At 58.0% G+C, this 12,719-nt stretch carries 12 protein-coding genes; 9 read left to right on the forward strand and 3 right to left on the reverse strand.

Translation table 11 applies throughout. The annotated features are described in order from the left end of the window. Nucleotides 1-348 precede the first annotated feature (348 nt). From CHB79_RS09995 to CHB79_RS10015, 5 genes are all read left to right on the forward strand, one after another. Nucleotides 349-1,731: an enolase C-terminal domain-like protein gene (locus CHB79_RS09995; RefSeq protein WP_089359752.1), complete on the forward strand. Its 1,383-nt coding sequence runs from the start codon at nucleotides 349-351 to the stop codon at nucleotides 1,729-1,731. Nucleotides 1,732-1,765: 34 nt separating this feature from the next. Beyond that, entirely contained in the window at nucleotides 1,766-2,749 is a 984-nt protein-coding gene (locus CHB79_RS10000) for a tripartite tricarboxylate transporter substrate binding protein (protein ID WP_010488213.1), read from the forward strand. Nucleotides 2,750-2,812: 63 nt separating this feature from the next. Further along, on the forward strand, nucleotides 2,813-3,298 hold the full coding sequence (locus CHB79_RS10005; protein ID WP_089359968.1) for a tripartite tricarboxylate transporter TctB family protein: 486 nt from the start codon (nucleotides 2,813-2,815) through the stop codon (nucleotides 3,296-3,298). Nucleotides 3,299-3,309: 11 nt separating this feature from the next. Further along, nucleotides 3,310-4,830: a tripartite tricarboxylate transporter permease gene (locus tag CHB79_RS10010; protein WP_010488217.1), complete on the forward strand. Its 1,521-nt coding sequence runs from the start codon at nucleotides 3,310-3,312 to the stop codon at nucleotides 4,828-4,830. A 250-nt stretch (nucleotides 4,831-5,080) separates the two neighbouring features. After that, complete coding sequence (locus CHB79_RS10015) at nucleotides 5,081-5,998, forward strand: LysR family transcriptional regulator (RefSeq protein ID WP_089359753.1); 918 nt, start codon at nucleotides 5,081-5,083, stop codon at nucleotides 5,996-5,998. Here CHB79_RS10015 and CHB79_RS10020 read toward each other — a convergent pair. From CHB79_RS10020 to CHB79_RS10030, 3 genes are all read right to left on the reverse strand, one after another. Then, nucleotides 5,986-7,143 carry an L-talarate/galactarate dehydratase gene (locus CHB79_RS10020; RefSeq protein WP_089359754.1) on the reverse strand — a complete coding sequence of 386 codons (1,158 nt, stop codon included), beginning with the start codon at nucleotides 7,141-7,143 and terminating at the stop codon, nucleotides 5,986-5,988. The two genes, CHB79_RS10015 and CHB79_RS10020, sit on opposite strands and share 13 nt — an antisense overlap. A 129-nt stretch (nucleotides 7,144-7,272) precedes the next feature. Further along, nucleotides 7,273-8,295, reverse strand: coding sequence for a LacI family DNA-binding transcriptional regulator (locus CHB79_RS10025; protein WP_089359755.1), 1,023 nt, complete (start codon nucleotides 8,293-8,295; stop codon nucleotides 7,273-7,275). A gap of 32 nt (nucleotides 8,296-8,327) precedes the next feature. Continuing rightward, a complete protein-coding gene (locus CHB79_RS10030) occupies nucleotides 8,328-9,092 on the reverse strand; it encodes a FadR/GntR family transcriptional regulator (RefSeq protein WP_010488222.1) in 765 nt (254 codons plus the stop codon). A gap of 341 nt (nucleotides 9,093-9,433) precedes the next feature. On the opposite strand from CHB79_RS10030, the gene CHB79_RS10035 reads away from it, so the two are divergent. The 4 genes from CHB79_RS10035 to CHB79_RS10050 are packed head-to-tail and all read left to right on the forward strand — an operon-like array spanning nucleotide 9,434 to nucleotide 12,666. Then, nucleotides 9,434-10,765 carry an MATE family efflux transporter gene (locus CHB79_RS10035; RefSeq protein ID WP_089359969.1) on the forward strand — a complete coding sequence of 444 codons (1,332 nt, stop codon included), beginning with the start codon at nucleotides 9,434-9,436 and terminating at the stop codon, nucleotides 10,763-10,765. Between the two features lie 24 nt (nucleotides 10,766-10,789). Continuing rightward, on the forward strand, nucleotides 10,790-11,821 hold the full coding sequence (locus tag CHB79_RS10040; protein WP_010488224.1) for a sensor domain-containing diguanylate cyclase: 1,032 nt from the start codon (nucleotides 10,790-10,792) through the stop codon (nucleotides 11,819-11,821). A 45-nt stretch (nucleotides 11,822-11,866) separates the two neighbouring features. Further along, complete coding sequence (locus tag CHB79_RS10045) at nucleotides 11,867-12,319, forward strand: DUF2214 family protein (RefSeq protein ID WP_089359756.1); 453 nt, start codon at nucleotides 11,867-11,869, stop codon at nucleotides 12,317-12,319. Between the two features lie 38 nt (nucleotides 12,320-12,357). After that, complete coding sequence (locus CHB79_RS10050) at nucleotides 12,358-12,666, forward strand: DUF2845 domain-containing protein (protein ID WP_010488228.1); 309 nt, start codon at nucleotides 12,358-12,360, stop codon at nucleotides 12,664-12,666. Nucleotides 12,667-12,719: the final 53 nt, after the last annotated feature.

The raw sequence follows: 12,719 nt of genomic DNA on the forward strand, positions 1-12,719 counted from the left end.
AGTGATACGTTATCGTACAACTATAAAAAAGAACACTCCTTTTCATTCGACTTAAGTCTAGCGCAACAGGTTTTGGGCATGCAGCCGTCTGCAATAGGCATAAGCGCCACAAAATAGCGCAGCCAGAAGTTGCCTTGCATCATTTGCGAACAGATGGTCGTTGACAGCCAAGCTTGTGGTTGGTACAAATTCGCCATGTCGTACGACGACGCATAACTACACCAATAAAAACAAATACGAGAATCAATCTATGCCTTCGATTCCAAAGCATTCTCAGGACACACCCTCTTTGAGGGGGCGCCTGGAAACGTCTCGCCAAGGGATCAATCGCCCAAGGGGGACGCTGCAATGAGCCAGCACCAAACCCCCAGCGTAATGAGCATGCAGGTGATCCCCGTTGCCGGCCAGGACAGCATGCTGCTTAACCTTTGCGGAGCCCATGCGCCCTACTTCACGCGTAACCTGGTGCTGCTCAAGGACAACGCCGGCAACATGGGCATCGGCGAAGTGCCGGGCGGTGAAGGTATTCGCCAGGCACTGGAGCGTATCCGCCCCCTGGTCGAAGGCCAGCCAATCGGCGCCTATAACCGTGTGCTGCGCAGCCTGCAACAGGCCCTGTCAGGCAAGGCTGACGGCCCTCAAACCATCGCTCACCAGGTCACCTCGGAAGCTGAAGCCGCCGTACTGCGCCAGCCCCACGAGATCAACCTGCGCCTGGATAACGTCATCACGGCGGTTGAAGCGGCCCTGCTCGATTTGCTTGGCCAGTACCTCAAGGTTCCAGTCGCTGAATTGCTTGGCGCAGGCCAGCAGCGCGACAGCGTACCGATGCTGGCGTATCTGTTTTATATCGGTGACAGCAATAAAACCGACCTGCCCTATGTAAAAGGCACGGGTGATGACTGGTACAAACACCGGCACAGCGTTGCGATGACCCCGCAAGCCATTGCCGACCAGGCTGAGTCTGCCGCCGCCCGTTACGGCTTCAGCGACTTCAAGCTCAAGGGTGGCGTCATGCACGGCAGCGAAGAAATGGCTGCCGTTGCCGCCATCAAGTCGCGCTTCGCGCAGGCCCGCGTCACACTTGATCCGAACGGTGCCTGGTCGCTGGATGAAGCCATTGCCCTGTGCAAGGGTCAAAACCATCTGCTGGCTTACGCCGAAGACCCCTGCGGCCCGGAGAATGGTTACTCCGGCCGGGAAGTCATGGCCGAGTTCAAGCGCGCAACCGGCATTGCGACTGCCACCAACATGATCGCCACCGACTGGCGTCAGATGGGGCACTCACTGCGCCTTGAAGCGGTGGACATCCCGTTGGCCGACCCACACTTCTGGACCATGCAGGGCGCCGTCCGCCTTGGCCAGGTGTGCGCCGAGTTCGGCCTGACCTGGGGCTCGCACTCCAATAACCACTTTGACGTATCGCTGGCCATGTTTACCCATGTTGCCGCCGCCGTACCCGGGCGCATCACGGCCATCGACACCCACTGGATCTGGCAGGAAGGCCAGGAACGACTGACCCGCGAACCGCTGCAAATCATCGGCGGCAAGGTTCAGGTACCACAACGTCCGGGCCTCGGTATCGAACCCGACCTGGATCGTATACACAGCGCCCATGAACTCTATAAGCGCGTCGCCACCGGCGCACGTGACGATGCCATGGCCATGCAGTACCTCGTGGCGGGCTGGCAGTACGACCCGAAACGTCCAAGCTTGGGCCGCACCCGTTAAGGCGCGCCTATTTACAACCACCCGGAGAATTCCAATGAAAAAAACAATCCGTGCCTCCCTAATGTCTGCAATGATCGCCATGGGCGTATTAAGCGGCCCAGCCAGTTCCTTTGCAGCTGATGCAGCCAATTGGCCGACACGCCCGGTGCAAGTGGTGGTAATCGCCAACCCTGGCGGCGACACTGACTTCAACGCCCGCATGATGGCCAAGTACTTCAGCGAAATCACCGGCAAGAACATGGTCGTGACCAACGTCGCTGGCGGCGGTGGCACCCTGGCTGCCGAACAGGTCAAAGGCGCAGCGCCGGATGGCAACACCATACTGTTCACCCACACCGGTCAGTTGATCGTCAACGAAGTGGCTGGCCTGTCCAAAGACAGCTACGACGCCTTCGATATCTCCTGCATCGCAGGCGTGGACAAAGGCGCCATCTTTGTTGCCAGCGAACAAGCCGGCGTGAAAAGCCTCAAAGACCTGATCGAAAAAGCCAAGGCCAACCCAAACACCATCGCCTACGGCACCGAGATCGGCAGTTTCTCGCACATCCAGGGCTTGATGTTTGAACAGCTGGCCGGTGTAAAACTGAAAATGATCGACGCCGGCACAGTGTCCGAGAAAGTGGTTGCCCTGCTGGGTGGACGCATGGACCTGGGCGCGATCAGCTATGGCTCGGTACAGGACTACATCAAAGGCGGCCAGATGGTTGCGCTGGGCCAGCCAAACGCCGAGCGTAACGCGCTGCTGGGCGACGTTAAGACCTTCAAGGAACAAGGTGTCGACTTCACTATCGACAAGCCTTACGTGGTTGCCTTTCCAAAGGGTACTGATCCGGCAATCGTGAAAAAGATGGCCGACATCATGAAGCAGATCACTGAAAACCCTGAGTACGCAGAAGAGCTGAAGAAATCTTTCAAGCAACCTGTTGCCTACTACAACACCGAAGAAGCCATCGCGACCCTGAAAAAGACCCGCGAAGACTTCATGCAGTACAAGGACGCCCTGCGCCAGTCCAAATGATGTAAAGGTCGGGCCGGTCTGCTGACCGGCACGCGCCAAGCGACCATCACCAGAGGTTAAATGATGGCTACAAACAAGAAAACTGAACTGGCCATTGCCGGCTGCATGCTGGCTGTCGGCATTGGCTACCTGCTGATGACGACCCAGTTGCCCCACCATAGCGGTATCGACGCGACCTTCGTCCCTTACCTGCTCTCGGCCCTACTGTGCATGCTTGGCGCATTGCATATGCTGGCGGCGGTAAAAATGCCACAGGCCGTGCAAGCGGCAAGCACACCAGACGAAGCCGCCGGCGAGCCGCTAGACGCCAAGGCAGTTGTCAAAACCCTGGCGTTGATCGTCGCTTACATCGCTCTATTGAAAACGGTCGGCTTTCCGATCATGACCACGATTTACCTCTACCTGCAGTTCATCGTGCTCACCCCCGTCAACCAGAAGGTCAACCACCTGGTCTATGTGCTGATTGCACTGATCACCTCTGCAGTGGTGTACACCCTGTTCCGTGAGGCCTTTGACCTGATGCTGCCATCCGGCCTGTTTGGCTTCTAGGAGAATCGACCATGCTCGACTTATTGCAGCAAGGCTTCGGTGCTGTTTTTTCAATCCATATCATGCTGCTGATGGTCATTGGTGTCGCCGTCGGCATCGTCTTTGGCGCAGTGCCTGGTTTGTCAGCCACAATGGCGGTAGCCCTGTGCCTGCCACTGACCTTCACCATGGGCCCGCACGCCGGCTTGTCACTGCTGGTATCCCTGTTTATCGGCGCCACGTCCGGCGGCTTGATATCGGCCATTCTCTTGAAGATTCCGGGAACCCCCTCCTCCATTGCCACTGTGTTCGACGGTGGCCCGATGATGGAGAAAGGCGAAGGCGTTAAAGCGCTGGGAGTCGGTATTGTCTTCTCCTTTCTGGGCACCATCTTCAGCATCATCGCCCTGATGTTCCTGGCACCGCAGTTGGCCAAGTTCGCCCTGCGCTTTGGCCCGCAGGAATACTTCTCCATCGCCGTATTCTCATTGACCCTGATTGCCACGCTCTCCGCCGGCTCGATGGTCAAGGGCTTGTTCGCCGGAGCGCTGGGCTTTGCCGTTTCCACCGTGGGGATTGCCCCGGTTGAAGCGATTCGCCGCTTTACCTTCGACTTCGCCGAACTCAATGGCGGCTTCGCCATGCTCACAGTGATGATCGGCATGTTCGCAGTGGCCGAGATCATCAAGGTGGCCGAGCGCGGACGCCGCCCTGTGGAAGCCAAGGCTGAACCGGTCAGCATGAAGAACATCAAGGGCTTCGGCTTCTCGATGCGCGAGTTTCGCGAGCAGGTACCCAACGCAACGCGCTCCGGCCTGATCGGCCTGGGTGTCGGGATTCTACCAGGCATCGGGGCTGGCACCTCTAACCTGCTGGCCTACATCATTTCGAAGAAACGCGCGAAAGATCCAGACAGCTACGGCAAGGGCAACATGGGCGGTGTGGTTGCCAGTGAAACCGCTAACAATGCCGGTATCGGCGGTGCCATGCTGCCCCTGATGACCCTGGGTATCCCGGGCGATACGGTAACCGCGATTTTGCTTGGCGGCTTTTTGATTCACGGCATCCAGCCCGGCCCGTTGCTGTTCATCACCCAAGGTCCGCTGGTCTACACCATCTTCGCCGCCTTGCTGGTATCGACCGTACTGATGCTGTTCATGGAATTCTATGGCTTGCGCATCTTTATCAAGCTGCTGGAGATCCCCAAGCACATCTTGCTGCCGATCATCCTGGTTTTGTGCGTGGTCGGTGCATTCGGCCTCAGCAGCCGCCTGTTCGACGTTTGGTCGATCCTGGTATTTGGCGTACTGGGCTACGCCTTCGTCAAAGCGGGTATTCCACCGGCGCCGTTTATCATCGGCTTCATTCTTGGACCAATGGCCGAAACCAATCTGCGCCGTGGCCTGATGATGTCCGATGGCAACTTCGGCACCTTCCTCACCAACCCGATTTCGGCAACCTTCCTCGGTTTGGCGCTGGCCTTTGTAATCTGGCAACTGGTCAGCGCGATTCGCCCAAAGAAGAGCATGATCAACGAAATCATCCGCACCTGATGGATGCTTAACCTTGAAAGGCCAGCTCTTGTAGCTGGCCTTTTTTATTGCCTGGGCGTTGATACAGGCCTGGGCGCGATCCACGGACGGCTTGTTTGAACGCAATTGAGCTCGGCCGCTTGAGGCTTGGGCGTTCATGTCCGGATGCATCGCGCTATCTCGCTGTGCAAATTCTTGAGAAGAAGCATGACGGCACGGATTGGCAAGGTCTATTCTAATTAACCACTCCATTAATACCCGAATTGAATCAATGTTCGAACTTGCCCAACTGCGCTGTTTCACCATGGTTGCCACGGAACTCAACTTCCGGCGAGCAGCTGAACGCCTGCATATGACCCAGCCGCCCTTGAGCCGACAGATCAGGTTATTGGAGCATCAGCTTGGCGTCAGCCTGTTCAAGCGCAGCACCCGCTCTGTTTGCCTGACCGCTGCGGGACGCGCCTTTTTGATTGAGGCCAGCAGCCTGCTTGAGCGTGCCGAACAGGCTACGCAAAGGGCGCGCAGAATCGCCGCTGGTGACCTGGGCTCGGTAGCCTTGAATTTCGTCGCCAACGCGGTCCATGGCTTGCTGCCGCGAGCGCTCAACGACTTACGCGAACGCCTGCCGGATATAGAGGTGAAACTGCAGGAGATGACCAGCTTCGAGCAGATCGAAGCGCTGCGCGAGAGACGCATTGACATAGGCATTGTACGCACGCCAGTGATGCAGCCGGGCATTAGCAGTCTCAGCCTGCTGCATGAGCCGTTCGTACTCGCCGTGCCACGCCAGCATCCGCTGGCCAACCAAACGCTGGTCCGAGTCAGGGACCTCGATGCCCAACCCTTCATCCTGTCGTCCTGGCAACCCTTCAACGAGTTGATCAACGGCTTGCTCCGCACCCATAACATCCAGCCAAGGGTGGTGCAGGAACTGAGCTCGACCCTGACAATCTTGACCCTGGTCAACTCGGGCATGGGGCTGGCACTGGTGCCACTGGGGGCCTCACGCCTGCGCCAGGATAACCTGTGCTTTCGCCCCATAGACTTGCCGGATGGCATGCACAGCACCCTGCATCTGGCCTGGCGCGAAGACGACGACAACCCAGCTTGCGCGGCGGTCAGGCAAGCCCTGCTCAGCGCCGCGCAGCTGGAAAGTCATGTGCTCAACGAGCAGGATCAGGGACGCTGACCGACCTCGGCCTGTTGCACGGTCCAACCTGCTACTTGCTCGCTTAGCGTCAGGCCCAACCCCGGACGGGTCGGCACTAGCATGCGGCCGTCGCGGGTTTCCAGGCGTTCCTCGAACAGCGGCTCCAACCACTCGAAATGCTCCACCCAAGGTTCACGCGTATGGGTTGCAGCCAAGTGCACATGCAACTCCATGGCAAAGTGCGGCGCCAGCGTCATGCCCGCCTGTTCGGCCAATGTTTGCACCCGTAGATACGGGGTGATGCCACCCACACGCGGCGCATCCGGCATCAGGTAGTCCGCTGCGCGTTGTCGAATAAACTCCCAGTGTTCGGCTGGGCTGGTAAGCATTTCACCGGTGGCAATCGGGGTATCGAACTGGCGCACCAACTCGGCATGACCCTCGGCGTCGTAGCAATCGAGCGGCTCCTCGATCCAGACCAACTGGAAGTCCTCCAGGCGGCGGCACATGCGCCGCGCGGTGGTGCGATCCCATTGCTGGTTGGCGTCGACCATCAACGGGAAGGACTCCCCCAGGTGCTTGCGCACCGTAGCCACCCGATGCAGATCCAGCGCGGCATCGGGCTGGCCGACCTTAAGCTTGATTCCACCAATGCCCTGTTCACGGGAGACATCCGTGTTTTTCAGCAATTGCTCCAGAGGGGTATGCAGAAACCCGCCGGAGGTGTTGTAGCAACGTACCGAGTCCCGCTGGGCGCCGAGCAAACGCGCCAGCGACAGGCCCGAGCGGCGCGCCTTGAGGTCCCAGAGCGCCACGTCAAAGGCCCCAATGGCCTGCGTCGCCAGGCCACTGCGTCCAACCGAGGCACCCGCCCAGCACAGCTTGTCCCAGAGCTTGGCGATATCACTGGGGTTTTCACCAATCAGGTTTGGCGCGATTTCCAGCGCGTGGGCAAACTGGCCAGGTCCACCGGCGCGCTTGGAGTAGCTGAACCCCATGCCTTGATGACCATCACGGGTCTGGATTTCAGCAATCAGAATGGCAATTTCAGTCATGGGCTTTTGCCGTCCGGTCAGGACCTTGGCATCACTGATCGGGTTAGCCAGCGGCAACGCCACGGAACGTATACGGAGCCAGGCGATACGGTCTTCGTCTGCGCAAGTCATAGCAGGCTGTTGGTTCATTGGAGTCTCCACCTTGGCGAATCAAATAGCGTCCGTGACCCGGTATTGGAGCCGAATCACAGGACATGGAAAAAACACAGCCCCTTTGATTCTAAAATGATTGCGCAATCATTCAACAGCCAAAAAAAATTATGTAGTGCCCCTTTCGATCACCTCGAAACCCGTGTCGAGACGCAAGGGCTTGCGCGCTAAAGATGGATCGGCAAACCGCGCCAGCAGTGCCTCGGCAATCGACCGGCCGATACGCAGGCCATCAACACGCACCGTTGAGAGTGCTGGATGAGTGTGCGCCGCGCTGGATAAATCACCAAAGCCCATCACCGCCAACTCTGACGGCACTGCGATTTGCCGACTGGCAGCCTCCGCCAACACGCCCTGGGCAATGGTATCGGAGCTGCAAACCACCACTTCACCCGCTTTATCCTGGACCAGCAGACGGCTCAACCCTTCGCGTCCGGTTGCCAGCGTTGCTGGTGCAACTAAACGTTCAATCGCCACAGCGGCAACACCCTGCTGCGCAAGCGCCTGGGCCAGGCTTTCGCTACGCCTGATGCCTCGCGGGTCGTCGAGTGTGATGACCGAGACGCGTCTATAGCCTTTGTTCAGCAGGTAATCCGCCACGGCCTGGCCAACAGCCTCATGGGAAAAGCCCACCAGCATGTCCAGCGGCTGATCGCATAGATCCCAGGCCTCCACCAGCGGAATCCCGACTCGCGCCAGACGTTGTCGGCTCTCCAGCGTGTGCTCGGTGCCCGTTAGAACGATCCCGTCTGGCCGACGCCCCAACAACGCACTGAGCAATGCCTCTTCCTGCTCGGCTTCGTAGCCGGTCAGACCAAGCAAGGTTTGATAACCCGCCTCGGCCAGGCGCTCGGTGAGCGCTTGCACTGTGTCGGAGAAAATCGAATTGGCGATGGTCGGCAGCATGATCGCCACCAGACGGCTTCGGCTCGAAGCCAGTGAGCCAGCAGCAAGATTGGGAACATATCCGGTGGCACGCACAGCTTCGAGCACCCGGCGGCGGGTTTTATCGGCAACCACTTCGGGCCGTCCCAGCGCACGCGACACGGTGATGGGCGAGACACCCGCAACTCGCGCAACATCAATCAGGGTTGGCGTGCTGGAGGAACCGGCTGGCTTGTGGCTCGCCATGATCAAGCTCCTGGCAACTGACTCACCGCTGACTAGATCGCAGTCGTCTGCTGGGCTTCGCTTTCAGCTTGCTCATGAGCCTGACGCAAACGCTCGCGGCTGTTGGTCAGGTGCAGGCGCATCGCCGCTCGTGCAGCCTCAGCATCCTGGCGCTCGATGGCCTCGAATATCTGCTCATGCTCACGCTCAAGGCGAGCCATGTACAAGCCTTTGTCATCATGGGCCAAGGTCGCCGAGTTCACCCGCGTACGCGGAATGATATTGGTGCCCATGTGGCTCATGATGTCGGTGAAATAGCGGTTACCCGTGGCCTCTGAAATGGCAACGTGAAACTGGAAATCGGATGCGACGGCATCACTGGCGTGAGCCACGCTGTCTTTCAACGCATCCAGTGCGGCCCGCATCGCCAACAATTGCTCCGGGCTACGGCGCTGGGCCGCCAAACCGGCTGACTCGACTTCCAGGCTGATGCGCAGCTCCAGGATATTGAGTACATCGCGCAGGGTGACAATGGTGGCTGGGTCAATCCGAAATCCATTGGCGGTGGGCACATCGATGACGAATGTACCGATACCGTGGCGCGTCTCAACCAGACCCGAGGCTTGCAGCCGCGACAGCGCCTCGCGAACAACCGTGCGACTTACCCCCTGCGCCGCCATGATCGCCGACTCGGTCGGCAGCTTTTCACCGCGCTTGATCTCGCCATCGCGAATGCGCTGCGAAAGCTCAGCGACAAGCTCCTGGGCAAGGCTGCGATGCTTACGACGGGGAAGCTGCTGATTGTTTTGATTGAGCATGACTCTTCGGGCCTGTGGGTCAATATGTATACATCATAACCCAATAGTTGTATGACAACAGCGCAATGATGGCAAGTCGGTTGCCATGCTTGATTGTGGAGCTAATCAAAAGTTAGGCACAAGTAGGTTTCGTCCGATTCAGGAGCCGTAAATCCTTTCTGGACAATGAGTTGCCAGCGTATTCGATCCAGCCTTGTCGATTAACCTGCGCATGCAAAACCTTGAGCGGGATATCGAGCAACAAGCGAGGCAGATGCCTGGTCCGATCAGCCCAGCAATATTTATCTTTGTGTTACAGCCTGCCATGCTTGTTTGATTTGCAGTCAGGCGCAGCTAACTTGATCCAGTACTTAACCGAAGCATGGCGTCACCGCCCAACCCATAAACGCGTATGGGCCCTGGCTGCCCCCATGATCCTGTCGAATGTCTCGGTCCCAATGGTCGCCCTGGTCGACAGCGCAGTGGTTGGTCATCTGCCCCACGCCTATCAACTGGCTGCAGTGGCGGTAGGCGGAACCTTATATACCCTGCTGACCTGGGCCATGGGTTTTCTACGCATGGGCACCACAGGTTTTGCCGCCCAGGCCTCTGGTCGGCAAGACGGTGGGGCATTGCGCCAGGTACTCTGCCAGGGCTTGCTACTGGCTTGTACGCTCGCGGTACTGCTGATTGCCCTTGCCGTGCCTTTCAGTCGACTCGCCTTGAGCTTGATGCAACCCTCGGCTGAACTCAATCAACTGGCTCTCGACTACTTCCATATCCGCCTGTTTGGCCTGCCAGCAGCGCTGGCGACCTATGCCCTGATTGGCTGGCTACTGGGCACCCAGAACGCACGCGGCCCACTGGCGATACTACTGACCACCAACATACTGAATGTCGGGCTCGACCTGTTCTTGGTTCTGGGCCTGCAATGGGGCGTCAGTGGCGCGGCATGGGCCTCGGTCGTCGCGGAATGGACTGGTGCCCTGCTCGGCCTGTGGCTGGCACGCAAGGCCCTGCGCCCTTATGTGGGTGAGATCAACTGGCCAGTGCTGCGCCGCTGGACAAGCTGGCGGCCATTGCTGGCCGTCAACCGCGACATATTCATCCGCACCCTCGGACTACAGCTGGTATTTTTCCTGGTCACGGTGCAGGGCACGCGCCTGGGCGATGCAACAGTCGCCGCCAATGCCTTGCTCTTGAACGGCCTGCTGCTCACCGCCCATGCACTGGATGGCCTGGCCCATGCCGTCGAGGCGCTCTGTGGCCATGCGTTGGGCGCCAGGGATCGTAAGGCGCTGCGCCGTAGTTTGATCGTTGCCACCGGCTGGTCGTTAGTCGCAAGCCTGCTGTTTGCCTTGTTCTTTTTCCTGGCAGGAGACTGGTTCATCAGGCTGCAAACCAATATTGAACCCGTGCGTGACATTGCCCACATCTATTTGCCCTACCTGGCACTCTTGCCGTTGATTGCGGTCTGGAGCTATGTGCTGGACGGTCTTTTTATTGGCGCTACCCGAGCCAGGGAGATGCGTAACGCCATGCTCATTGCGGTCTCTATAAGCCTGCCATTGGGCTGGCTGCTGCAAGGATTGGGCAATCACGGCCTGTGGCTCGCATTTCTTGGCTTCATGGCGTTACGCGGTATCAGCCTTGGCGCCTATGCTTATCTTATGAACCGGCATGACAGTTGGTGAAATACCGAAGCGAGCAACCTCATTATGCTAAGTCTCAAACTGCCTGAAAATGAAACACAACGCCAAGCAGCCCTCGACGACCAGGAGTTGCTGGACACGCCGGCCGATCCCTACCTGGACACCATTGTGCGCGTGGTACGCGACCTGTTTTCCGTGCAAACAGTACTGGTGAGCCTGATAGATCGTGATCGCCAATGGTTCAAGTCGCGCCTGGGCCTAGATGTGGCCGAGACGCCGCGCAGCATCTCCTTCTGCGACCAGGCGATCCAGAGCGCAGACACCTTCGTCGTCAACGACGCCCATGTTGATCAGCGTTTTCGCGATAACGAACTGGTCACCGAAAATCCCTATGTGCGCTTTTACGCCGGCCAGCCACTGTTCTCCGAAGAGGGCCAGGCGCTTGGCACACTGTGCATGATTGATCCACAACCGCGAAAACTCAGCCCGCGAGAAAAAGCGCTATTCAAGGACATGGCGACCCTGGCCGAGGGCTACCTGAAATTGCGCCGCGTCAGCCACCAGACCGAGCAACTGCGCGACGCCCTGAGCCGCGAACAACGCAAGGGCATGCTCGATCAACTGACCCAACTGTGGAACCGCGCTGGCCTGGAGCACTTTTTGGCCCATGAGCAACGCACCGCACAAGAGCGTGGCGCCCACCTGGGCATACTGTTTTGTGATCTCGACCGGTTCAAGCAAGTCAACGACACCCACGGTCATGACGCCGGTGATCAGGTCCTGTGGCAAACCGCACGGCGAATATCCAGCGCGGTACGCCCCAATGACATTGTCACCCGTAATGGCGGCGAAGAATTCGTGGTGCTGGCCCATGTCAATGACGTGCGTGAACTGGAGCACATAGCCGAACGCATCCGCAGCAAAATTGGCGACAGCCACTTCACCCTTGAGCAAGCAGAGCTACCATTGACTATCAGCATTGGCTGCACGCTCATCGGCGAAGCCGAGACCGGGGCCAATGCAATGAAACGTGCAGACCGAGCACTCTATCGAGCCAAGCACAATGGTCGCGACCGGGTCGAAACCGCAACGGACTGACGCATAACACTCCAGAAGAGTCTTGATAACCAGCAAGGAAACAACATGGGCGAGGCAATTGCGGCTTACCTGCATTACCTATCGATTTTTGGCTTGTTCGCACTGCTCAGCATCGAGCATGTGAGCTTCAGCAAGGAGCTGGATGTAGCACGCGCGCGGCGCCTTGTTATCACCGACCTGGCCTATGGTGTCTGTGCAGGCCTGGTCCTGCTGACCGGTTTGGTACGGGTCATCTGGTATGGCAAAGGCTGGCAATACTATATTTCCAACAGCCTGTTCCACACCAAAGTCGGGCTGTTTATCCTGGTCGGCCTGCTTTCGGCATACCCCACCTACGTCTACCTGAACTGGCGTAACACCCTAAAGGCAGGACAAGCGCCAGTGATCAGCCGCCGGGAAAAACTCCTGGTAACCATGATCATTCGCCTGGAGTTGCTGCTACTCCTGATCATTCCCCTGCTTGCCACATTGATGGCACGTGGGTTTGGTTCAGGCTGATGACATGCAGGTTCCGCCATCATTTGAGAAAGCCTTACATGTTGAAATTGCTATGCAGCGGCCTAATGGGCTTGCTTGTTTATTTAATGGCATTGAGTTCAGCACATGCATCAATGCGCTGCAGCAACGGCATTATTGACGAAGGCGATCTGACCCTTGTCGTGCTGGAAAAATGCGGCGAACCTAACACTAGACAAATCATCCCTCCCCAGACCGAGAGCAATGGCCAGATCAAGGCCAAGTCAGTCACCGTCGAAAACTGGGTTTATGGGCCAGATAACGGCGCGTATAAATATCTGAAATTCATTGATGGCAAACTGGTGAAAATCGACAGCGGTCGTCTTTAGGTCTGTTGGATAAACAACGGGACTGAGGGATGGCAGGTTGGGTTTTGCTCAAA

The organism is Pseudomonas segetis, from assembly GCF_900188155.1.
GTDB lineage: Bacteria > Pseudomonadota > Gammaproteobacteria > Pseudomonadales > Pseudomonadaceae > Aquipseudomonas > Aquipseudomonas segetis.